At 69.1% G+C, this 23692-nt stretch carries 15 protein-coding genes and 1 pseudogene; 13 read left to right on the top strand and 3 right to left on the bottom strand.

Annotation, left to right across the window (positions count from 1 at the left end; genetic code table 11):
• The first annotated feature begins 418 nt into the window (after positions 1-418).
• The 4 genes from acnA (at position 419) to ACH4VX_RS18730 (ending at position 6356) form a co-directional block, all read left to right on the top strand.
• Positions 419-3142 carry an aconitate hydratase AcnA gene (gene acnA, locus ACH4VX_RS18745; protein WP_398368506.1) on the top strand — a complete coding sequence of 908 codons (2724 nt, stop codon included), beginning with the start codon at positions 419-421 and terminating at the stop codon, positions 3140-3142.
• Between the two features lie 90 nt (positions 3143-3232).
• Entirely contained in the window at positions 3233-3652 is a 420-nt protein-coding gene (locus ACH4VX_RS18740; protein WP_398368505.1) for a hypothetical protein, read from the top strand.
• Positions 3653-3665: 13 nt separating this feature from the next.
• Positions 3666-5081 carry a caspase family protein gene (locus ACH4VX_RS18735; protein ID WP_398368504.1) on the top strand — a complete coding sequence of 472 codons (1416 nt, stop codon included), beginning with the start codon at positions 3666-3668 and terminating at the stop codon, positions 5079-5081.
• Between the two features lie 180 nt (positions 5082-5261).
• On the top strand, positions 5262-6356 hold the full coding sequence (locus ACH4VX_RS18730; protein WP_398368503.1) for a lytic polysaccharide monooxygenase: 1095 nt from the start codon (positions 5262-5264) through the stop codon (positions 6354-6356).
• A gap of 64 nt (positions 6357-6420) precedes the next feature.
• Here ACH4VX_RS18730 and ACH4VX_RS18725 read toward each other — a convergent pair whose 3' ends face one another.
• Entirely contained in the window at positions 6421-7413 is a 993-nt protein-coding gene (locus ACH4VX_RS18725; RefSeq protein ID WP_398368502.1) for an acetylxylan esterase, read from the bottom strand.
• Positions 7414-7677: 264 nt separating this feature from the next.
• On the opposite strand from ACH4VX_RS18725, the gene ACH4VX_RS18720 reads away from it, so the two are divergent.
• From ACH4VX_RS18720 to ACH4VX_RS18695, 6 genes and pseudogenes are all read left to right on the top strand, one after another.
• Positions 7678-8670: an ABC transporter permease gene (locus ACH4VX_RS18720; protein ID WP_398368501.1), complete on the top strand. Its 993-nt coding sequence runs from the start codon at positions 7678-7680 to the stop codon at positions 8668-8670.
• On the top strand, positions 8664-9545 hold the full coding sequence (locus tag ACH4VX_RS18715; protein ID WP_398368500.1) for a carbohydrate ABC transporter permease: 882 nt from the start codon (positions 8664-8666) through the stop codon (positions 9543-9545). Before ACH4VX_RS18720 ends, ACH4VX_RS18715 begins: the two co-directional genes overlap by 7 nt.
• A 55-nt stretch (positions 9546-9600) precedes the next feature.
• Complete coding sequence (locus ACH4VX_RS18710; protein ID WP_398368499.1) at positions 9601-11259, top strand: extracellular solute-binding protein; 1659 nt, start codon at positions 9601-9603, stop codon at positions 11257-11259.
• Positions 11256-12773 carry a xylan 1,4-beta-xylosidase gene (locus ACH4VX_RS18705; RefSeq protein WP_398368498.1) on the top strand — a complete coding sequence of 506 codons (1518 nt, stop codon included), beginning with the start codon at positions 11256-11258 and terminating at the stop codon, positions 12771-12773. The genes ACH4VX_RS18710 and ACH4VX_RS18705 overlap by 4 nt, the downstream gene beginning before the upstream one ends.
• Positions 12770-13453 (top strand): hypothetical protein, encoded by a 684-nt coding sequence (locus ACH4VX_RS18700; RefSeq protein WP_398368497.1) that lies wholly within the window; start codon positions 12770-12772, stop codon positions 13451-13453. Before ACH4VX_RS18705 ends, ACH4VX_RS18700 begins: the two co-directional genes overlap by 4 nt.
• Positions 13450-13809, top strand: a pseudogene (locus ACH4VX_RS18695) (beta-galactosidase); the annotation flags it as partial. The gene ACH4VX_RS18700 and the pseudogene ACH4VX_RS18695, both read left to right, overlap by 4 nt.
• Before the next feature lie 61 nt (positions 13810-13870).
• On the opposite strand, the gene ACH4VX_RS18690 reads toward ACH4VX_RS18695, so the two are convergent.
• Together ACH4VX_RS18690 and ACH4VX_RS18685 are read right to left on the bottom strand one after the other, a co-directional pair.
• Positions 13871-15835 carry an alpha-glucuronidase gene (locus tag ACH4VX_RS18690; protein ID WP_398368496.1) on the bottom strand — a complete coding sequence of 655 codons (1965 nt, stop codon included), beginning with the start codon at positions 15833-15835 and terminating at the stop codon, positions 13871-13873.
• A 168-nt stretch (positions 15836-16003) separates the two neighbouring features.
• The gene (locus ACH4VX_RS18685) at positions 16004-19807 is read right to left on the bottom strand and encodes a GH92 family glycosyl hydrolase (RefSeq protein ID WP_398368495.1); all 3804 of its coding nucleotides are present in this window, start codon (positions 19805-19807) and stop codon (positions 16004-16006) included.
• 374 nt (positions 19808-20181) lie between these two features.
• Here ACH4VX_RS18685 and ngcE point away from each other — a divergent pair, with 374 nt between their 5' ends.
• The 3 genes from ngcE to ACH4VX_RS18670 all read left to right on the top strand — a co-directional run bounded on the left by ngcE (position 20182) and on the right by ACH4VX_RS18670 (position 23618).
• A complete protein-coding gene (ngcE, locus tag ACH4VX_RS18680; protein WP_398368494.1) occupies positions 20182-21663 on the top strand; it encodes an N-acetylglucosamine/diacetylchitobiose ABC transporter substrate-binding protein in 1482 nt (493 codons plus the stop codon).
• 74 nt (positions 21664-21737) lie between these two features.
• A complete protein-coding gene (locus ACH4VX_RS18675) occupies positions 21738-22667 on the top strand; it encodes a carbohydrate ABC transporter permease (protein ID WP_398368493.1) in 930 nt (309 codons plus the stop codon).
• 15 nt (positions 22668-22682) lie between these two features.
• Positions 22683-23618, top strand: a complete 936-nt coding sequence (locus ACH4VX_RS18670) for a carbohydrate ABC transporter permease (protein ID WP_398368492.1) — start codon at positions 22683-22685, stop codon at positions 23616-23618.
• The last annotated feature ends 74 nt before the right edge of the window (positions 23619-23692 follow it).

Below are 23692 nucleotides of genomic sequence, written 5' to 3'. Positions count from 1 at the left end.
TGTCCTCGAACCGAGCCGTCACGCGGTGCGGTGGAGGCCGCCGCCGACACGCGCGCACGGCATCCACGTACGACAGCTCGACGTACGGCTCCGTGAGATCCACCCCGACCGGTACGGCCACCCGGCACGCCCCCTCGTGCGACTGGGTTCGCCTCGTGCGACTGGGTTCGCCGCAAGGGAGCCGCAATGACCGGGTTCGCTGTCGAGCGCCCCGATCGGACGGCAGCGGACACGGGCCCGGGCATGACCATTCGGCCCTTGTGTACTAGAGTTATCTCGACATCGAGATATCTGCCGAGGCGCACCGCAGCCGCCACCCTGGTAAGGGCTACCTAACTTAGCCTGACCTTAGCGGATCGGCCAGGGCGGCGTGGCGGCAGGATGCGGTGGTACGCGCACATCAATGAAGGAGACTGTCGTGTCGGCGAACAGCTTCGACGCCCGCAGCACGCTGCAGGTGGGCGACGAGTCGTACGAGATCTTCCGGCTGGACAAGGTCGAGGGCTCCGCGCGCCTTCCCTACAGCCTGAAGGTGCTGCTGGAGAACCTCCTCCGCACCGAGGACGGCGCGAACATCACCGCCGACCACATCCGCGCCCTGGGCGGCTGGGACTCCCAGGCCCAGCCGTCGCAGGAGATCCAGTTCACGCCGGCCCGCGTGATCATGCAGGACTTCACCGGCGTGCCCTGTGTCGTGGACCTCGCCACCATGCGTGAGGCCGTCAAGGAGCTGGGCGGCGACCCGAACAAGATCAACCCGCTCTCCCCGGCCGAGATGGTCATCGACCACTCCGTCATCGCCGACAAGTTCGGCACCAACGACGCCTTCAAGCAGAACGTCGACCTGGAGTACGGCCGCAACCGCGAGCGTTACCAGTTCCTGCGCTGGGGCCAGACCGCCTTCGACGACTTCAAGGTCGTCCCGCCCGGCACCGGCATCGTCCACCAGGTGAACATCGAGCACCTGGCCCGTGTGGTGATGGTCCGCGACGGCAAGGCCTACCCCGACACCCTGGTCGGCACCGACTCGCACACCACCATGGTCAACGGCCTCGGCGTGCTCGGCTGGGGCGTCGGCGGCATCGAGGCCGAGGCCGCCATGCTCGGCCAGCCGGTCTCCATGCTGATCCCGCGCGTCGTCGGCTTCAAGCTGACCGGTGAGCTCAAGCCGGGCACGACCGCCACCGACCTGGTGCTCACCATCACCGAGATGCTGCGCAAGCACGGCGTCGTCGGCAAGTTCGTCGAGTTCTACGGCGAGGGCGTGGCCGCCACCTCCCTGGCCAACCGCGCCACCATCGGCAACATGTCGCCGGAGTTCGGCTCCACCGCCGCGATCTTCCCGATCGACGACGAGACGCTGAACTACATGCGCCTGACCGGCCGCAGCGACCAGCAGGTCGCGCTGGTCGAGGCGTACGCCAAGGAGCAGGGCCTCTGGCTGGACCCGACGGCCGAGCCGGACTTCTCCGAGAAGCTCGAGCTGGACCTGTCCACGGTCGTCCCCTCCATCGCCGGCCCGAAGCGCCCGCAGGACCGCATCGTCCTCGCCGACGCCAAGACCCAGTTCGCCCAGGACGTGCGCAACTACGTCAAGGACGGCGGCGACGTCGACGAGGCGAGCAAGGAGTCCTTCCCGGCCTCCGACGCCCCGGCCATCTCCAACGGCGCCCCCTCCCACCCGGTCGAGGTCACCGCCGCCGACGGCACGACCTACACGCTCGACCACGGTGCGGTGACGGTCGCGGCCATCACCTCCTGCACCAACACCTCCAACCCGTACGTCATGGTCGCCGCCGCGCTGGTGGCCAAGAAGGCGGTGGAGAAGGGCCTGACCCGCAAGCCCTGGGTCAAGACCACCCTCGCCCCGGGCTCCAAGGTCGTCACCGACTACTTCGAGAAGGCGGGCCTGACCCCGTACCTCGACAAGGTCGGCTTCAACCTCGTCGGCTACGGCTGCACCACCTGCATCGGCAACTCCGGCCCGCTGCCGGAGGAGGTCTCCCAGGCGGTCAACGAGCACGACCTCGCGGTCACCTCGGTGCTCTCCGGCAACCGCAACTTCGAGGGCCGGATCAACCCCGACGTCAAGATGAACTACCTGGCGTCCCCGCCGCTGGTCGTCGCCTACGCGCTCGCCGGTTCCATGAAGGTGGACATCACCCGCGAGGCCCTCGGGTACGACCAGGACAACAACCCGGTCTTCCTGAAGGACATCTGGCCCTCCGAGGCCGAGGTCAACGACGTCGTCGCGAACGCGATCGGCGAGGACATGTTCGCCAAGTCCTACGCCGACGTCTTCGCCGGTGACGCCCAGTGGCAGGCGCTGTCCATCCCGACCGGCGACACCTTCGAGTGGGACGCCGAGTCCACCTACGTGCGCAAGCCCCCGTACTTCGAGGGCATGGGCATGGAGCCGGCCCCGGTCGAGGACATCGCCGGCGCCCGCGTGCTCGCCAAGCTGGGCGACTCGGTCACCACCGACCACATCTCCCCGGCCGGCGCCATCAAGGCCGACACCCCGGCCGGCAAGTACCTCACGGAGCACGGCATCGAGCGCCGCGACTTCAACAGCTACGGCTCGCGCCGCGGCAACCACGAGGTCATGATCCGCGGTACGTTCGCCAACATCCGCCTGCGCAACCAGATCGCGCCGGGCACCGAGGGCGGCTACACCCGCGACTTCACCCAGGACGGCGGTCCGGTGTCGTTCATCTACGACGCCTCCCGCAACTACATCGAGCAGGGCGTCCCGCTGGTCGTCCTGGCCGGCAAGGAGTACGGCTCCGGCTCGTCCCGCGACTGGGCCGCCAAGGGCACCGCGCTGCTCGGTGTGAAGGCCGTCATCGCCGAGTCGTACGAGCGCATCCACCGCTCGAACCTCATCGGCATGGGCGTCCTGCCGCTGCAGTTCCCGGAGGGCCACACCGCCGAGTCCCTCGGTCTGACCGGCGAGGAGACCTTCTCCTTCTCCGGCGTCACCGAGCTCAACGACGGCACCACCCCGCGCACGGTGAAGGTCACCACCGACACCGGTGTCGAGTTCGACGCGGTCGTCCGCATCGACACCCCCGGTGAGGCGGACTACTACCGCAACGGCGGCATCCTGCAGTACGTGCTGCGCAGCCTGATCCGCAAGTAAGCGGTACGGCAGAGCAGTTGAGGGCCGTATCCCCGGCGTCGGGGATACGGCCCTCGCCGTCGCCGCCGTTGTACGCTGAATCCTCACCGGATGACGGGGGTTGCGGTGGGCCGCACGGAACGCATGCGTCTGGAACTGACCGGGCGCCAGGACAGCGATCAGGAAGAACTCGACGAGCTGACGCTGCGGCTCCGCGAGCGACTCCTCGAACTGGGCGTCGACGACGTCGAACCGATCCGCTCCGGGGAGGTCCCCGAGGGGGCGAAACCGGTGGACGCGATCGCCGTCGGCGCGCTCGCCGTGACCCTGGCCCCCATCGCGCTCCGCTCGGTGCTCGACCTGGTGCGGACCTGGATCGAGAACCGTCCGGTGCGCACGGTCGGCGTCACCCTGGGCGAGGACAGCCTGGAGCTGGAGGCCGTCTCCTCCGCCGACCAGCGGCGGATCATCGACGCCTTCCTGGCCGCGCACGGCCCCGAGGCGGAACCGGCCGACGGCCGGGGCGAGTGAGGGACGTACGACCGTGTCCGCGGGACGCTACGCGCTGCTCGTCGCGACGGGCCGGTACGACAACGAGGACCTGCGGCAGCTGAGGTCGCCCGCCGGGGACGCCCAGGCACTGGCGGAGGTGCTCGAGGACCCGCGGATCGGCGACTTCGAGGTGAGCATGGTCGTCGACGGCAGCCATCAGGAAGTGACCCGGGCCATCGAGGACTTCTTCCTCGACCGCCGCCGGGACGATCTGCTCCTGCTGCACATCTCCTGCCACGGCCTCAAGGACGACAACGGCGAACTGCACTTCGCCGCCGGTGACACCGACCGGCGACTGCTCGCCTCCACGTCCGTCCCCGCCCTGTTCGTGCACCAGCGGATGCGCTCCTGCCGGGCCCGGTCGATCGTCCTGCTCCTGGACTGCTGCTACAGCGGCGCCTTCCTGACCGGCGGCAAGGGCGACACCACGGTCCACGTCAAGGACGAACTGGCCGGACACGGCCGTGCGGTGCTCACCGCGACCAACCGCACCGAGTACGCCTGGGAGGACGGACGGATCACCGAACTGGACCCGGAGCCCGAGTCCTCCCGGTTCACCAGGGCCGTGATCGAGGGACTCGGCACCGGGGAGGCGGACCGCGACGGGGACGGCTGGATCGGCGTGCACGAACTGTACGACTACGTGGTCGACGAACTGCAGAAGTCCGATGTGCCGCAGAACCCCCTGATGTGGATCGAGTTGGAGCGCCGGGTCGTGGTGGCGCGGTCGGTGCTGCCGACGCCGTCACGGGGCCGGGGCCCCGACGTGGGGCCGGCGTCGGTTCCGGGGCCGGACGATCGGGCGAAGCCGTCGACGCCCGGGCCCTCCTGGAGCCCGGTGCCACCGCTGCTCGTCCTCACCGGGGCGCTGTCCGGTCTGACGTGCATGGAGGACGCGCGGAGCCGGTACCAGTTCGCAGCCGTGCTGGGGGACCGGCTGGCCCGCCGGATCGATCTGCGGGGCGTTCGGCAGCGCGAGGACGTGGTCGCGATCGTACGGGCGGCGCTGGACCGGCACGGCGGAGAGAACACTCTGCTGTCGACGGTCGAACTCTTCGAGGGGACGGCCGCGGCCGACGAACTACGGGCGTTGCTGACGCCGGCCCACGCTTCACCGGTCCACAACTCGTCGGAGCGGCCCCTGTTGTGGGAACTCGTCGACGCGCTCTGCGCGCTGTCGTGCATGGAGGATCCGCAGGGCCGCGTCCAGTTCGCGACGCTGCTCGGAGAGCAGTTCGGCCGCCCGGTCGACCTGCGGGGCATCCGGCTCCGGGAAGACGTGGTGGGCATCGTGCGGACCGCGCTCGGCGTCCCGCACGGTGAACGGCAACTGGTGTCCGTGGTCCGGGTCTTCGAGGGAACACAGGCCGGTGACCACGTCGAGCGGCTGATCGGCGACAGGGACTGACCGGGCTTGTGCTGCAAGCGTTTACAAGTGCGGCGCTCCGCGCTACCGTCCCCTCACGGGCGAGGTGGGAGCGCTCCCATGCTCAGGCGGACCGGAACCCGCCGTTGGGACACTCCCGTCTCGCCCCTTCCACGCACCCCTGCATGATCCGTCAACCCCACAGTCGCGGACAGGTGTGTCATGACCACAACAAGATCGGAGAGCGGTGCCGCTCCCCGCTCAGCGCTCCCCACCCGCACCCGGGCCCTCTTCCTCGTCCTGGTCTCCCTGCTCGCCACCATCCCGGCCGTCGGCCTGGTCGTGACGGCGGGCGGCGAGGCCGAAGCCCACGGCACCCCCATGAAGCCCGGCAGCCGCACCTTCCTGTGCTGGCAGGACGCGCTGACCGACACCGGCGAGGTCAAGCCGGTCAACCCGGCCTGCAGGACCGCCGCGCAGGTCAGCGGCACCACCCCCTTCTACAACTGGTTCTCCGTCCTGCGCTCCGACGGCGCAGGCCGCACCCGGGGCTTCGTGCCCGACGGGGCGCTGTGCAGCGGCGGGAACACCAACTTCACCGGATTCGACACGCCCAGCGCCGACTGGCCGCTCACCCACCTCACCTCGGGTGCGACCGTCGACTTCTCCTACAACGCCTGGGCCGCCCACCCGGGCTGGTTCCACGTCTACGTCACCAAGGACGGCTTCGACCCGACGCGCACCCTCACCTGGGCCGACATGGAGGAGCAGCCCTTCCTCTCCGTCGACCACCCGCCGCTCAACGGGTCCCCGGGCACCGTCGAGGCCGACTACCGCTGGAGCGGACAGCTCCCGGAGGGCAAGTCCGGCCGCCACGTCATCTACATGGTCTGGCAGCGCTCGGACAGCGCGGAGACCTTCTACTCCTGCTCGGACGTCGTCTTCGACGGCGGCAACGGCGAGGTGACCGGCATCAAGGACCCCGGCGACCCGACCGACCCCGACCCCGTCCCCGGCGAGTGCACCGCCACCCGCCGTACGGCGGGCAGCTGGAGCGGCGGTTACCAGTCCGAGGTGACCGTCACCAACAGCGGCGACGTGCCGATGCTCGGCTGGATGGTCGACTGGACCCTCCCGGACGGCCAGAGCGTCGACAGCCTGTGGAGCGGCGACGCCACCTACGACGGCCAGGACGTGATGGTCCACAACGCCGACTACAACGGCTCCCTCGATCCGGGGGAGAGCGCGACGTTCGGCTACGTGGTCTCCGGCTCGGGCGGTGACAGTACGACGTCCCTGCCCTGCCGGGTCGGCTGAACCACCCCCCCGCGGGCGGCCCCGATGGCGTGTCCGGTCGTCATCGGTGCCGCCCACGCACCGGTCAGCCGCCCAGCAGTGAGCCGAGCCAATCCAGTTGGCGCCGCACATGCACCGCGTCCCCGCCCTCGTGCCCGTTGAAGGGATAGGCGTGGAGCACCTTGGCCGGGTCCCCGCCCGTGCGTTCCGCGTACCGGTTGAACGCCGCGTACGCCCCGCTCGGCGGGCAGACCGTGTCGCGCAGCCCGACCCCGAAGTGGGCCGGGGCGTGCGCGCGCCGGGCGAAGGACACGCCCTCGACGTAGGAGAGGGTGCGGTGGGCGGCCTCCTCGGCGCCCCGGTGCACCGAGAGGTAGGCGGTGATCTCGCCGTACGGGGCCACGTCGGTGAGGCCCAGGGCGCGGTGGATGCCGCACAGCAGCGGGGCGGTGACCAGGAGCGCCGCCAGGTCCGGCACGAGGCCCGCCACGGCCAGCGCGAGCCCTCCTCCCTGGCTGTTGCCCACGGCCGCCACGCGGGTGGCGTCCACCCCGGGCAGCGCGCGTACGGCGGCCACCGCGCGCACCGCGTCGGTGATCAGCCGGCGGTAGTGGTAGTCCCCCGGGTCCAGCAGGCCGCGGACCGCCGGGCCGGGGCCGCCCGGCGCCAGGGCGTGCGGGTCGGGGGTGTCGCCGCCGCAGCCGTACTGGTCGCCCTGGCCGCGGTTGTCCATCAGCAGATGCGCGTACCCGGCGTTCACCCAGGTCAGCCGCTCGTGCGGCAACCCGCGTCCACGCCCGTAACCCGCGAACTCGACGACCGCCGGCAGGGGTTCGCTCATCCCGGCCGGGAGGCTGAACCAGGCCCGCACCGGGTCGCCGGCGAAGCCGCGGAACGTCACGTCCCAGGTCTCGGTGAGCCGCAGCCCGTTCCCCACCGGCCGTAGGGAGAGCAGCGGATCCCCCTCGGCCGACGCCTCCTTCACCGTGTGCTCCCAGAAGGCGTCGAAGTCGGCGGGCTCCTCGATGTCCGGGCGGTGGCGCTCCAGTTCAGCCGGGGGCAGGTCGAACGCGGGCACGGGGCACCTCGCAGAATCGAAAGGGAGTCGAATGGGCGGCACGGCCGATCGTTGCGAGCGCGCACCGGAAAGTTCCGGGGACGTTAACAGATCAAGACCCCCTTCCATAGCCGTGCGTACCGAATCCATGACCGCTACGACCTCTCGAATTTCCGCAGCGCGGGATCCATTGACACCGCCTACCGCTGCTCATAGGTTGCCGCAAGTTACCGGTAAGAGCTCGAAAGTTTCGGTTCTGCGTCACAGGCACGGGAGGCCCGAGCAATGAGCACTTCCACCACGTCGGCTCCACCACCGGGCACGCAGGACCCGCCGTCGGCGAAGGCACCACCGCGGCGCACGCGTTCCCCCGCGCGCACCGGCCGGCGGCGCGCGCTGCGCAGGGACTGGCAGCTGTACTCGCTGGCCGTGCTGCCGCTGCTGTTCTTCCTGGTGTTCCGCTATCTGCCGATGATCGGCAACGTGATCGCGTTCCGCCGGTTCGAGCCGGGCGGTTCGGTCTTCGGCGAGTACTGGGTGGGACTGCGCTACGTCGAGATGTTCCTGTCCGACCCCACCTTCTGGCAGGTGTTCAGGAACACCCTGTGGATGGGCGGACTCACCCTCGTCTTCTGCTTCCCGATCCCGATCGTGCTCGCCCTGCTGCTCAACGAGGTGCGCAGGAACTCGCTGAAGCGGTTCGTGCAGTCGGTGTCGTACCTGCCGCACTTCCTGTCGATCGTGATCGTCGCCGGTATCACGCTGCAGATGCTCGCCACGGACGGTCCGGTCAACCACGTCCTGGGCTGGTTCGGACACGACCCGATCCGGTTCATCCAGGAACCCGACTGGTTCCGCGCCGTCTACGTCGGCTCGGAGATCTGGCAGACCGCCGGCTGGGGCACGATCCTCTACCTCGCCGCGCTCACCACCATCGACGAGGACCTGTACGAGGCCGCCCGCATCGACGGCGCCAACCGCTGGCAGCAGATCCGGCACGTCACCCTGCCCGGCATCCGCCCCACCATGATCACGCTGCTGATCCTCAACATCGGCACGTTCATGGCCGTCGGCTTCGAGAAGGTCCTGTTGCTCTACAACCCCCTGACCTATCCGACCGCCGACGTGATCTCCACCTACCTCTACCGGACCGGTGTGGAGTCCAACAGCTTCAGCTACGCGGCGGCCATCGGTCTGTTCGAGGCGGTCATCGGCCTGGTACTCATCACCTCGGCCAACCAGCTCTCGCGCCGCACGGTGGGGACGAGCCTGTGGTGAGCGTCAACCGGCCGACACGCGGCCACCGCGTCTTCCAGGGCGTCAACGGAGTGATCCTCACCCTCGTCGTCCTGGTGACCCTGTACCCCTTCGTCAACATCATCGCCCGCTCGTTCAGCGGGGAGCGGCAGATCCGCGCCGGTGAAGTGACCCTGTGGCCCAAGGGGTTCAACCTCACCACCTACGACATCGTCGTCACCGACTCGATGTTCTGGCGCAACTACGGCAACACCGTCTTCTACACGGTGGTCTCCACCGCCGTCGCCATGGTGCTGACCACCTGTTACGCCTACGTCCTGTCGAAGAAGAACCTCAGGGGACGCGGCGCCCTGGTCGGCATCGCCGTCTTCACCATGTTCTTCACCGGCGGCCTCATCCCCAACTACGTCCTGATCACCAGCCTCGGCCTGAAGAACAGCGTGTGGGCCATCGCCCTGCCGAACGCGATCAGCGTCTTCAACCTGCTGGTGATGAAGGCCTTCTTCGAGAGCCTGCCGACGGAACTGGAGGAGGCCGCGCAGATCGACGGCCTCAGTACGTACGGCGTCCTGCTGCGGATCGTGCTGCCGCTGTCCAAGGCGGTCGTCGCGACCATGGTGCTCTTCTACTCGGTGTCCTTCTGGAACTCCTGGTTCTCGGCGTTCCTCTACATGGACCGCACCGAACTGATGCCGGTCACGGTCTATCTGCGCAACCTGCTCGCGGGCGCCACCGGAGGAACCGGCGCCGGCGCGGCCACCGAGCAGCTCACCCAGGTCTCGGCGAACATCCAGGCCGTCACGATCGTGCTCACCTCGCTGCCGATCCTCTGCCTGTACCCGTTCGTGCAGCGCTACTTCGTCTCGGGCGTGATGCTCGGCGCGGTCAAGGGCTGACGGCCGTACCCCTCCCTCCTCCACCTCGACACGCCGACGCAACAAGGGAGTCCCCGTGAAGAACAACGGACAGCTGTCGCGGCGCCAGGTCCTCGGAGCCGCCGGATTCATCGGCCTCGCCGCCCTCACCGGCTGCGGCAGCGGCGGCGACGGCGGCGACGCCAAGGACCTGTCGAAGAAGCACGAAGGCGCCATGAAGAACTACCGTGCCGGCCAGCAGTTCAAGGCCACCAAGCCGCTGTCCTTCTCCATCCTGCACAACAACAACCCGGTCTACCCGATGAAGGACGACTGGCTGTTCTGGAAGGAGCTCACCCGGCGCACCGGCATCACCTTCAAGGCCACCCCGGTCCCGCTGAGCGACTACGAGAAGAAGCGCAGCCTGTTGATCGGCGCGGGCGACGCCCCCCTCCTCATCCCCAAGACCTACCCGGGCGCGGAGTCCGCGTTCGTCTCCTCGGGCGCGATCCTCCCGGTCAGCGAGTACGTGGACCTGATGCCCAACTTCCAGGACAAGGTGAAGAGATGGCGCCTCCAGCCGGAGGTCGACTCGCTGCGCCAGTCCGACGGCCGCTACTACCTGCTGCCCGGACTGCACGAGAAGGTCAAGCAGAGCTACTCGCTGGCCTTCCGCACCGACGTCCTCGACAAGCACGGCCTGAGCCTGCCCACCACCTGGGACGAGGTGTACACGACCTTCAAGGCGCTCAAGGAGGAGTACCCCGACCGCTACCCGTTCACCGACCGCTGGAGCACCAACACGCCGTTCCCCGTCGGCGCGCTGTCCCAGTACCTCGGCCAGGCGTACGGCGTCCGGGCCGGCTGGTCGTACCTGAACACCAGCTGGGACGCGAAGGCGCGGAAGTTCGTCTTCACCGGTGCCACGGACGCCTACCGCGGTTTCGTCGGGTACCTGCACAAGCTGGTCTCGGAGAAGCTGATGGACCCCGAGAGCTTCACCCAGACCGACGACGAGGCGGTCAGGAAGATCCTCTCGGAGAAGTCCTTCGCGATCAGCGCCAACCCGCAGGAGCTGGTGCAGAACTACCGCTACAACCTCGGCAAGCAGGTCGAGGGCGCCACCATCGAGATGATCCCGGTGCCGATCGGACCCGCCGGGCCGGTCGTGCTGGGCGGCGCCCGTCTGGAGAACGGCATGATGATCTCCGGCAAGGCGCTGGAGAGCGACGACTTCGTCGCCCTGATGCAGTTCGTGGACTGGCTCTGGTACTCCGACGCCGGCCAGGAGTTCAGCAAGTGGGGCGTGGAGAACACCACCTTCACCCGCTCCGGGCCCGGCCGGTACGAACTCGAGCCCGGCATCAGCCTCATGGGCTCGGACCCGGACGCCCCGAAGGACCTCCAGAAGGACTTCGGCTTCCACAACGGCGTCTTCACCTACGGCGGCAGCTGGGCCCTGGTCTCCTCCTCCTTCAGCCCCGACGAGAAGAAGTTCACCGACGCCATGGCGTCCCGCGAGCAACTGCCCGTCGACCCGCCCCACCCGCTGCGCTCCGAGGAACAGGAGCAGGCCACCCTGTGGGACACCCCGCTGAAGGACCACGTCACCCAGAACACCCTCCAGTTCGCCCTCGGCAAGCGCCCGCTGTCCGAGTGGGACGACTACGTCAAGGAGCTGAAGACCAAGAACATGGACCGGTTCATCGACCTGCACAACCAGGCCTACGAGCGGTTCAAGAAGGAGAACGCGTGATCCGCGTCCCCGACGGGCCGGGTGTCCGGCTGTCCGACGCCTGGCGGTCCTGCGTCGGCACCGGCCGCCTCGACCTCGCCCTGCGCCGCGACTACCAGGACTCCCTCGCCCTGCTCCAGCGCGACATCGGCTTCCGCCACCTGCGCGGTCACGGCCTGCTCAGCGACGGCCTGGGCATCCACCGCCCCTACGAGTGGCAGGGCGCCCGCCGCACCCACCACTCGTTCACCTACCTCGACCAGGTGCTCGACGCCTGCCTCGGCCTCGGCATCCGCCCCTTCCTCGAACTCGGCTTCATGCCGGGCGCACTGGCCTCGGGGGAGAAGACGGTCTTCTGGTGGAAGGGCAACGTCACCCCGCCCGCCGACGAGAAGGAGTGGACGGACCTGGTCCGCGCCGTCCTCGCCCACCTCGTCGACCGCTACGGCGCCGACGAGGTGCGCACCTGGCCCGTCGAGGTGTGGAACGAGCCCGACCTGCCCGACTTCTGGCTCGACGCCGACGAGGCGGCATACCACCGGCTGTACGAGGCGACCGCGCACGCCGTGAAGGAGGTGGACGACCGGCTGCAGGTCGGCGGCCCGGCGGTCTCGCCCGGCGCCGACGGCTGGCTGGAGCGGTTCGCCGAATTCGCCGAACGGCGTGACGTGCCCGTCGACTTCGTCTCCCGGCACGCCTACAGCTCCGGGCCCGCCCGGCACGTCCCGTTCGGCGTCCACCAGACCCTGGCCCCGGCGAGTGACCTCCTCGACCAGTTCGCCGAGCCACGCCGGTCCCTCAAGGGCACCCGGCTGGAGGGGCTGCCCGTCCACATCACCGAGTTCAACTCCTCCTACCGGCCCGACAACCCCATCCACGACACCGCCTTCCACGCCGCCTACCTGGCCCCGGTGGTGACGGCCGGCGGCGACCACGCCGACTCCTTCTCCTACTGGACGTTCAGTGACGTCTTCGAGGAGTCCGGCATCCCGACCGCGCTCTTCCACGGCGGCTTCGGCCTGCTCACCCACCGGCAGCTGCGCAAACCGACCTACCACCTGTACGCCTTCATGGCCCGCACGGGAGCGGAGCAACTGGCCCGGGGCGATCACTACTCGGTGACCCGGCACACCGACGGCCGGGTCACCGTCCTCGCCTGGGCCCCCGTCGACCCGACGGGGCGGACACCCGGCCCGGACCGGCACACCCTGCGCCTGTCCCTGCCGGTCGGCACCGCCCCGCGCGGGGAGGCGTTCGTCCGCCGCTCCTGTGTCGACGAGGAGCGCGGCAACGCGTACACCGCCTGGCGGCACATGGGCAGTCCCCGCTCGCCCGGGCCGGGACAGCTCGACGTCCTGCACGAGGCGTCCGAACCCGCCCGCGCCCACCACCGGCTGCCGATCGAGGACGGCCGCGTCGGCCTGGACCTCACCCTGGCCCGCCACGAGATCACCCTCGTCGAGCTGACCCCGGTCGACGACGAGACCCCGCCCTGGTGGGACGAGCGGCGGCTGCTCGGCCGGGAGGCGCCGTGAGCACCGTACGGGCCGCCGCCTTCGGCACCGGCCCGCTGTCCCGCGCCGCCGCCCTCATCCACACGCTGGTCACCGTCGAGGCCCTGCTGCTGCTCACCGCGGCGCCGGGCCTCGCCGGCCTCCTCCTGCTCGCCCCCGACCCCGCCAACCTGCCCCTCGCCGCCCTCTGCCTGCTGCCCCTGGGCCCGGCCGCCTCCGCCGCCCTCTACGCCCTGCACCACCGCAGCCACGACCTCACCGAACTCCACCCGGCCCGCGCCTTCCTGCGCGGCTGGCGACTGAACGCCCTGCCCGTGCTGAAGCTGTGGGCACCGCTGCTCGGCTGGCTCACGGTGATCGCCTTCACCCTCACCCACTTCTCCACCACAGGACTGCCCGGCTGGTGGGCGCTGCTGCTCGCGCTGATCGGCACGGGCACCCTCCTGTGGGGCGCGCACGCCCTGGTCCTCACCACCCTGTTCACCTTCCGCGCCCGCGACACCGCCCGCCTCGCCGCCTACTTCCTGCTCCGGCACCCCCGCGCCACCCTCGGCACCCTCTCCCTGCTGATCCTCACGGCCGCCGGGACCGCCCTGCTCACCGAGGCCCTGCCCGCGCTGCTCGCCGCCCCGCTGCTGCTGTCCCTGCTGCACAGCAGCCGCCCGGTGATCGCCGAGACCCAGGAGGACTTCACCGCGTGACTCCGCCCCGCACCCCGAGGATCCCCTACGGCGGCGACTACAACCCCGGGCAGTGGCCGGAGGAGGTGTGGGACGAGGACCACCGGCTGTTCACCCGGGCCGGGACCGACACCCTCATCGTCGGCGTCTTCTCCCGGTCCCTCACCCAGCCCGCCGAGGACACCTACGACTTCACCGTCCTGGACCGGATCCTCGACCGCGCAGCCGCCGAGGGCCGCCGGGTCCGCCTCACCACCGGCACCGCCGCCCTCCCGCCCTGACTCGCGAAGCGGTACCCGGAAGCCAACCGCACCGACTTCGAGGGCCGCCGTCACCGCTACGGCCGGCGCCACACCTTCTGCCCCGGTTCACCGGCGAACACACCGGGTGGGACGAGCCGTTCACCCCCGACCCGCTCGGTGTGGCGGTCCTGCGCCTTCAGTGAATGGTCCGTCCCCGCTCGTCCGGCACCCCGGACTTGCGCAGGAAGTAGCTGTTGACCTGGTCGCGCCACTCGCGGGCGCCGCGCAGCTGCTCCTCGAACCGCTCCGACACCCGCGCGTGACGCGCCGGGTCCACCAGGTCCGCGAGGCCCGCCCACACCCGGCGGGCCTCCTCGGCCTCCTCGACGCCCTCGAAGTGTGTGTCGTAGATGTGCTGGATCACGGTCTTCCCGCTGTGCAGCACATGGTCGTACGGCACATGGTGGAAGAACAGCAGCAGTTCGTCGGGACAGGTCTCCGGGGACTCGTACACCTCGGCCCACGGCTTGGCGTACTGGCCGGCGTACCCGGTGCCGGTGGCCGTGCTGCGGTCCACGCCGATGCCGTCCCGGTCGGCGAAGTGGTAGGTGCCCCACGGGCTGTACTCGTAGCCGTCCACACTCGGCCCGTAGTGGTGCCCCGGCTGCACCATGAAGCCGACGCCGAGCGGCGCGGTGTACTTCTCGTACGTCGACCAGGAGCCGTCGAGTACGGCGTGCACCCCGTCGACCAGCCGCTCCTCCGCCCCCGGATGGGTCAACGCGATCCACTCGCCGAGGACGGCCCGCGGATCCGCCGCCGGGTCCCAGGCCAGCCGCCCGAAGGTGTAGAGGTTGGCCTGTGCGAGCGGATGACCGGTCCAGAACGGGTCGTCGCCGGCGTTCGACACCGCCACGAGTCCGTCCGCCAGCCGTCCGGCGCCCGCCTCCCCGTCCGGACGGAACCGCAGCGCCCCGCTCCACATCGGACCCAGCCAGCACGCGTGCCGCTGCTGTCCGGTGTACTCCTGCGTGACCTGCAGCTCCACCGCGAGCCGGGTGTCCGGCATGGCGCCGATCAGCGGGGAGACCGGCTCGCGCACCTGGAAGTCCATCGGCCCGTGCTTGACCTGGAGCACCGCGTTGGGCGCGAACTCCCCGTCCAGCGGGGTGAAATGGTCGTACGCGGCCCGCGCCCGGTCGGTGCTCCGGTCCCGCCAGTCCTGGTGGTGGTCGTAGACGAAGGCCCGCCAGTGCACCGTGCCGCCGTACGGCTCCAGCGCGGCGGCCAGCATGTTGGCGCCGTCGGCGTGCGAGCGGCCGTAGGCGAACGGGCCGGGCTGCCCCTCCGAGTCGGCCTTGACGACGTACCCGCCGAAGTCGCCGATCTCCTCGTACACCCGACGGGTCGCCTCCGCCCACCAGCCGCGCACCGCCTCGTCCAGCGGGTCGGCGGTGGACAGCCCACCCAGCACCATCGGCGCGGCGAAGGTGACCGACAGGTGCGTGCGGATGCCGTACGGACGCAGCACGTCCGCGATCGCGGCCACTTCGCCGATCCGGTCGGTGAGCAGCCGCGCCTCGGTCGCGTGCACATTGACGTTGTTGACGGCGACGGCGTTGATCCCGCACGCGGCGAGCAGCCTGCCGTACGCTCGCACCCGGTCGAAGTCCCCGCGCGCCCGCCCGTCGGCCCAGAACAGCGAACCGCCCGCGTAGCCGCGCTCGATCTGGCCCATGACCGGGTGCACGGCCACGTTGTCCCAGTGGTCCAGCATGCGCGAGGCGAACGCCGGACGGTGCTCCTCGCGGGCCCGCTCACCGCGGAAGGCGTCCTCCCCGAGCCGTACGACGTGGAACAGGCCGTACAGCAGTCCGCGTCCCCCGGAGGCGGTGACGGTCGTGGTGCCGTCCCGGCGCATCAGCGCGAAACCCTCGTCGCCGAGATCGTCGTCGGCCGGCTCGAGAACCAACTCGGCGTCCCCGCCACCGTCCCGCACGACCCGCCCGCCGAACCGCTCGCAGGCGCCGGCCAGTTCGCCGTACACCGTCTCCACCAGAGGCCCGGCGTCGCCGGCGCGTATCAGCGAACGCCGGCTCCCGACCGCCCGGAACGCGGCCGACGGCAGCCAGGCCGCGTCGAAGTCCCCCGAGTACGTCATGTCCGTGCTCTCCCCCTGCCCGGGACACGCCGCCCGGAAAGCACCGGGGGCGGCCCTCATTCTGGTGCACCAGTGACCTGAGAGGTACCTGTTGGCCTGGGGAAATCCATGGGAAAGGCGGGCCCGGACAAGGTCCGGACCCGCCATGTGAGCGGAGGTCGGCTCAGCTCAGCTCAGCAGTTCCACCTCCGCCAGCGTCGCCTCACCGGTCAGTACCAGCCGGTAGTGGCCGTAGGCCTTCGGCCGGTCGACCGAGAAGGCGCGGGTCTGGCGGTCCCAGCGGAAGGACTCGTCCGTCCGCCGGTCGAGGTCGGTCCACGTCGTCCCGTCGGCCGAGCCCTGCAGCACCCAGCCCGTGGGCGCCTTGGCATGGTCCGAGGAGGTCAGCGTGTACTGCACCGCCTCGGTGTCCCCGGTGACGGGCAGCTCCACGGTGGAGACCGTGGCGCCGGTCGCCGACGTGTCGTCGAACAGGGCGCCCCCGCCCTTCAGCGCGTCCTTGCGGGGCGTCGGCACCTCGTCGTCCTTCGTGATCGACACGGGTGCCGCGTTCTCGCCCGTGCCCCACGACGACGGACGCGAGCCCATGTCGAACTCCAGGACACCGCCCTTGGAGATCACCGAGTGCGGCAGCGAAGTGGAGTTCCAGCGCTTGCCGTTGACCTTCAGGCCCTGCACGTAGATGTTCTTCGCGCTGTTCTTCGGCGCCCTGACGACCAGCTCGCGGCCGTTCTCCAGGTGCACGGTGACCTTCTTGAACAGCGGGGAGCCGATGGCGTACTCGCCACTGCCCATCACCAGCGGGTAGAAGCCGAGCGAGGAGAAGAGGTACCAGGCCGACTGCTCGCCGTTGTCCTCGTCGCCGTGGTAGCCCTGGCCGATCTCGCTGCCGGTGTAGAGGCGGGACAGCACCTCGCGCACGTTCTTCTGCGTCTTCCAGGGCTGCCCGGCCGCGTCGTACATGTACAGGGCGTGGTGGGCGACCTGGTTGGAGTGGCCGTACATGCCCATCCGGACGTCCCGCGCCTCGGTCATCTCGTGGATGACACCGCCGTAGGATCCCTTGAACTCCGGGGAGGCCGTCTCGGGCGTCGACAGGTACTCGTCGAGCTTGTCACCGAGGCCGTCCCGGCCGCCGTACAGGTTGGCCAGACCGCGGCTGTCCTGCGGGGCGGTGAAGGCGTAGCCCCAGCCGTTGGTCTCGGTGTAGTCGTGGCCCCACACCCGCGGGTCGTACTTCGAGGACTCCACGCGCCAGTCGCCCTTGGCGCTCTTGCCCTGGAAGAAGCCGGCCTCGGAGTCGAACATGTTGACGTAGTCCTGGGCGCGGTTGAGGAAGTACGCCGACTCCTCCTTGTAGCGCTTCTCGCCGGTCTTCTTGTGGAGGGCCTCGCCCATCTTCGCTATGCCGTAGTCGTTGAGGTAGCCCTCCAGCGCCCACGACAGGCCCTCGTGGGTGTCGGTGCCGGTGTAGCCGAGGAACGGCGAGGTCGCCATGCCCTTGCGGCCCACACCGGACGACGGCGGCACGACGGTGGCGTTCTTCACCGCCGCGTCGTACGCGGCCTCCGCGTCGAAGTCGACGCCCTTGACGTACGCGTCGGCGAACGCGACGTCCGAGGAGGTGCCGGTCATCAGGTCGGCGTAGCCGGGGGAGGACCAGCGCGAGGTCCAGCCGCCGTCCTTGTAGTGCTGCACGAACCCGTCGACCAGCTCACCGGCCTTGGACGGGGTCAGGAAGGAGTACGCCGGCCAGGTGGTCCGGTAGGTGTCCCAGAAGCCGTTGTTGACGTACACCTTGCCGTCGACGATCTTCGCGCCGGTGTGCGTCGGGGTGTCGGCCGCCTCCATCTTCGAGAACGGGGAGGCGTACCGGTACTTCCCGTCGACCTTCTCGTGGCCCGCGTTCGGGTACAGGTACAGCCGGTAGAGGCTGGAGTACAGCGTGGTCAGCTGGTCCGGCGTGGCACCCTCGACCTCGACCTTGCCGAGGACGCGGTCCCACTGGCGCTGGGCGTCGCGCTTGACCTTGTCGAAGGAGGTGCGGCTCGGCAGCTCCTGGCGCAGGTTGTCCTTCGCCTGCTCGACGCTGATCAGCGAGGTGGCCAGGCGCAGCGTGACCGTGCGGTCCTTGCCGGCGTCGAAGCGCAGGTAGCCCTTGACGCCACTGGCGTCGCCCGCGGTGACCTTCTTGTCGAACTCGCCGTAGACGAACAGCCGGGTGGCGCCCGTGGACAGCCCGGACTTGACGTCCGAGTAGCCGGTGAAGGTGCCGTTCTCCTTGTCGAGGGTCAGGCCGGCCTGGTCGGTGACGTTGTCGAACAGCACGCTCGCGTCGTCGCCGGGGAAGGTGAAGCGCATCGCCGCCGCGTGGTCGGTCGGCGCCAGCTCGGCCTTCAGGCCGTTCTCGAACCGCACCCCGTAGGAGTACGGCCGCGCGGTCTCGTTCTCGTGCCGGAACGCCAGCTCGCGCTCCTCACGGCCGGTGTCCGGGGTGCCGGAGGCGGCCGACGGCATCACCTGGAAGGTCTGCCGGTCTCCCATCCAGGGGCTCGGCTCGTGGCTCGCGCTGAACGCCTGGATCGTCGGCAGGTTGTCCGCGTTGTTGCCGCGCGCGTAGTCGTACAGCCAGCTCAGCGAACCGGCGTTGGTGACCGGGGTCCAGAAGTTGAACCCGTGCGGTACCGCCGTCGCGGGGAAGTTGTTGCCGCGCGAGAAGCCGCCGCTGGAGTTGGTGCCGCGGGTCGTCACCGCGTAGTCGGAGAGATGGGCCTTCGGCCGCTCCGGCTTCACCGGCTTCAGCGCCACGTCGTCCAGCCAGCCGCGGAACCTGGTCTGGCCCTCGGGGGAGTCGTACGCCACCAGGATGCGGTCGACGGTCTTCCCGGCGGCCACCGAACCGATCCGGGAGGCCACGTTGTTCCACTGGTTGACGTAGAGGATCTTCGACGCGCCCTGCCCCTGCGGGGTCAGCGGGAACCCGTGCTGGTCGGTGGCGCGCAGGTCGCTCAGATACGTGCCGTCGGTGAAGGCGAGGTCGACGGAGACGTTGGTGGAGTCGTAGTCGAGGTCACCGTCCGCCATCGAGGGGAAGATGCGGTACGACAGTTCGGTGTTCCGGTCGACCCTCGTGTTGACGTCGAACACCTTGTTGTACGAGTACGCCCGCCCGTCGCCGGTGTGCCGGCCGGCGTAGCGCAGGGCGCGCTTGCCGGTGAACCCGGCGCCCGCCTTGGCCGTCGGCGAGCCGGTGGGGCCGCGGTCGACCAGCGAGAGCATGTCCTGCGGAATGGGCGCCTCGGCGTCGCCGGTGGAGAACTGGACGTCGGCGAGCTGCACCAGGCCGCCGCTGCCGTTCTTGGTGATCTCCAGCCGGAAGTGCCGGTACTCGGCGACGGCGGAGGCGTCGATGTCGTAGATCTTGGTCTGGAACCGCTCCGCGAACGTCTCGCCCGACCGGGTGTCGAGGGTCTTCCAGTCCTCGCCGTCGGTGGAACCCTTCAGGGTCCAGTCCTTCGGGTCCCGCTCGTCGGCGTCGTTGGCGGACGTGAGGGCGTATCGGACCGCCTCGACGGGCGCGTCCAGGTCGAACTCCACCCAGGCGGTGGACTCGAAGGCCAGCCACTTGCTGCTCGGCTCGCCGTCGACGAGGTTCTCCTTCACCTCCCCGCCGCCGGTGTTCTCCGCGCTGGCGCGGACGTCCGTGACATGGTCGGTGACATTGCCCGGAATGCCGGAGCTGTAACCGCCGTCCACACCCGAGGCGCGCTTGCCGCCACCCGGTGCGGTGTCGACGGTGTTCAGCCAGTCCGGGGCGGGCTCCCCGGACTCGAACGACGACGCGAACCCACGGTCCGCCTTCGGCGGCGCCTGGGGCAGCGCCACCGCGACACCCTGTGAACCCGCGGCCAAAGCGAAGGCGGTCGCCGCGACGACCGCCGTCCCCCATCTGTGCCGAACCCTGCTGTGCATGCCTGAGTACCCTCCCTGCGCCGGACAACGTTGTCAGTCGGATGCGCAAGGTCTAGTAGTGCGCCAAGAGGCCGGTGGTGTCAAGGGTGTTGAATGTGGCATTCCAGTCCAACGGCAATGATTTTTCCGTCGGGGAACGCGCCGGAGGCCGATATTTCCGCGAGGTCTCAACTCGGAAAAGACCGGAGGTGAACCTTGCATTCGATCTTGCTCCGTCGGCGTGAAGTGGACTATACCTGTCGGCACTCCGGGGCGTCTTCACCGCACCCGACCCTGTACGGCCGCACTTCCTGCACGACCCAGCTTGACCCGAACGCGGTGCCGGGGAGGATCCGGTTCACCGCCTGAGTCCTGGAGAAGGCGAGGACTTGAGCATGGGATCCACTTCCGCCGAGAACGACGGCACCGGTTCCGTCGAGAACGACGGCACCGGTGACAACAGCACGTCCGGCGTGGGGCGCCGCGCACTGATCAAGCGGTCCGCCGCGCTCGGCCTGATTTCCGTACCGACGATGAGCTTCCTGTCCGCATGTGCCAGCGGGGGCGGAAGTGACGATTCCGGCGAGAACGAGGGCAAGACGTCCGAGTCCAACCCGTTCGGTGTCAAGGAAGGCAGCAAACTCGACGTCGTCATCTTCAAGGGCGGCTACGGCGACGCCTATGCCAAGGCATGGGAGGCCGCCTTCAAGAAGAAGTGGGACGTCACCTCCGTCCACACCGGCACCCAGGAGATCACGGGCAAGCTCCAGCCCCGCTTCAACGCCGGCAACCCGCCGGACATCGTCGACGACTCCGGCGCCCAGCAGATTCCGATCGACGTGCTCGCCAAGAACGGCCAACTCCTCGACCTCGCCGAAGTGCTGGACGCCCCCTCGGCCGACGACCCGGACAAGAAGGTCCGCGACACCCTCATCCCCGGCACGCTCGACGCCGGAATGCAGGAGGGCAAGGTCGTCGCCCTCAACTACATCTACACGGTGTGGGGCCTGTGGTACTCCGGCAAACTCTTCCAGGAGAAGGGCTGGGAGGCGCCCAAGACCTGGGACGACTTCCTCGCCATCTGCAAGGACGCCAAGTCCCAGAACATCGGCGGCCTCGCCCACCAGGGCAAGTACCCGTACTACATCAACGTCGCCATCATGGACCTGATCGCCAAGAAGGGCGGCCTGGACGCCATGAAGGCGATCGACAACCTCGACCCCAAGGCGTTCGTCGGCTCCGACGCCGCCACGGAGGCCGTCGAGGCCGTCTACGAGGTCGCCGAGAAGGGCTATCTGATGCCCGGTACGAACGGCCTCACCCACACCGAGTCGCAGACCCGCTGGAACCAGTACAAGGCCGCCTTCATCACCAGCGGCTCCTGGATCGAGAACGAGCAGCTCAAGACGACACCGGAGGACTTCGACATGAAGTTCCTGCCGATGCCGCTGCTGCCGGACAGCGCGCTGCCCTTCGAGGCGATCCGGGCCGGCTCCGGTGAGCCCTTCATCATCCCGTCCAAGGCCAACAACCTCCCCGCGGCCAAGGAGTTCATGCGGATGATGCTCTCCAAGGAGTGGTCGACGCTGTTCGCCAAGGAGGCCAACTCGCTGACCATCCTCAAGGACGGCGTCGACCCGAACGTCCAGCTGCGTCCGGGCACCCAGTCCACCGTCGAGGCCTCCCGGGCGGCCGGTGACAACACCTTCCGCTTCCTGTACACCGAGTGGTACAGCGAGATGAACACCGCCATCGAGAACGCCTCCAACGAACTGATGGCCAAGCGCATTCAGCCCAAGGAGTGGCTCAAGCGGGCCCAGGCCGCGGTCGACAAGCAGGCCGAGGACCCGGCCTCGAAGAAGAACCGCCGCAACTGATCTCGCTCGACCGACCGCATTCCGGGCCGGGATCCTCCCGGCCCGGAACGGCCACACCCAGGGGCAGGAACGCCATGCGCAAAGGGCAGCACCGGTTCGTCGCGGGATTCCTCTTCTTTCCCGTGGCGCTCTATCTGATCTTCGTCATCTGGCCGTACATCCAGACGTTCGGTTATTCACTGACCGACTGGAAGGGCCAGTCGCAGACCTTCAGTTTCGTCGGCCTGGACAACTACGCCAAGTTGCTCGAGGACGACATCTTCATGGGGGCCATCTGGCACAACATCCTGTTCCTGGTGTTCATCCCGGTGGTCACCATTCTGCTCGCCCTGTTCTTCGCCTTCATGCTGAACGCGGGCGGACGCGGGCGTGCCGGAGGCGTCTCCGGAGTCGCCGGATCGAAGTACTACCGGGTCGTCTACTTCTTCCCGCAGGTGCTGTCGCTGGCCATCCTGGCCGTGCTCTTCGGAGCGGTCTACCGCAGCGACGGCGGCGGCATGCTCAACGGCCTCCTGATCAAACTGGGACCGGTCGACAAGAGCAATCCCGTGGAATGGCTCAACGAGCCCGATTTCGTGCTGTGGGCACTCATCGCGGTGGTCGTCTGGCACGGCGTCGGCTTCTACCTGGTGCTGTTCTCCGCCGCCATGCAGTCCATTCCGAGGGACATCTACGAGGCCGCGCTCATCGACGGAGCGAGCCGCACCCAGTCCTTCTTCCGCATCACCCTGCCGCTGCTGTGGGACTCCGTGCAGACCGCCTGGGTCTATCTCGGCATCGCGGCGATGGACATGTTCATCCTGGTCTCCACCATGACCGCCGGAGACTACGGCGGCGGCCCCGACCACCACAGCGAGGTCATGTCGACCGTGATGATGCGGAACTTCCTGCTGTACGGCCGGAGCGGCTACGCCTGCGCCATGGGCGTGGTCATGCTGCTCCTCACCCTGATCGTGTCCGTGGTCATGCTGCGCGCCACCCGTCGCGAGCGCATCGAGTTCTGAGGCGGAGTAACGACGATGAGCGCACCCCTCAAGGAAACCGCCCCCACCGGGGGCCCCACCCCGCCCCCGCCGCCGGTGGGCAAGGACACCGTCCGCCCGGGCGACCGACGCGGCGAAGGCGTCGTGCTGAACGCCTTCTCGCACGGCTTCCTCGCCCTGTGGGCGGTGCTGATCGTGCTGCCGCTGCTGTGGCTGGTGCTCAGCTCCTTCAGGACCGACGCGCAGATCGGCGGCTCGGCCTTCGGCTGGCCGCAGAACTGGGATCTGGGCGTCTTCTCCCGAGCCTGGGACAAGGGCATCGGCGACTACTTCACCAGTACGGTCATCGTGCTGGTGATCTCGGTGCCGCTGACGATGCTGTTCGGCTCCATGGCGGCCTATGTGCTGGCCCGCTACGAGTTCCGGGGCAACCGCCTGCTGTACTACTTCTTCGTCGCCGGCGCGATGTTCCCCGTCTTCCTGGCCCTGGTGCCGCTGTTCTTCATGGTCAAACGGCTGGACATGCTGAACACCTACCACGGCCTGGCCCTGGTGTACGTGGCCTACTCGCTGCCGTTCACGGTGTTCTTCATGCACGCCTTCTTCCGGACCCTGCCCACGGCGGTCTTCGAGGCGGCGATCCTCGACGGCGCCTCGCACACCCGGACCTTCTTCCAGGTGATGCTGCCGATGGCCAAGCCCGGTCTGCTGAGCGTCGGCATCTTCAACACGCTGGGCCAGTGGAACCAGTACATCCTGCCGACGGTGCTGATGCAGCCGCAGAGCGGTGACGATCCGGAACGCTATGTGCTGACCCAGGGGCTGATCCAGCTCCAGCAGCAGCAGGGCTACGCCTCGGATCTCCCCGTGCTCTTCGCGGGCGTGACGATCGCCATGGTGCCCATGCTGGTGGTCTACCTGTCCTTCCAGCGCCAGGTGCAGGCAGGCCTCACCTCCGCCACTTTGAAGTGACGCACCGGAACACCTCGTGCACGCGCCGCTCCCGTCCCTGGGAGCGGCGCGTGTCGCTGTGTCCATGCACCCGG

It is taken from the genome of Streptomyces sp. NPDC020731 (assembly GCF_044334705.1).
In the GTDB taxonomy this organism is placed as follows: Bacteria; Actinomycetota; Actinomycetes; order Streptomycetales; family Streptomycetaceae; genus Streptomyces.
This window is presented reverse-complemented; position numbering and strand designations above follow the sequence as displayed.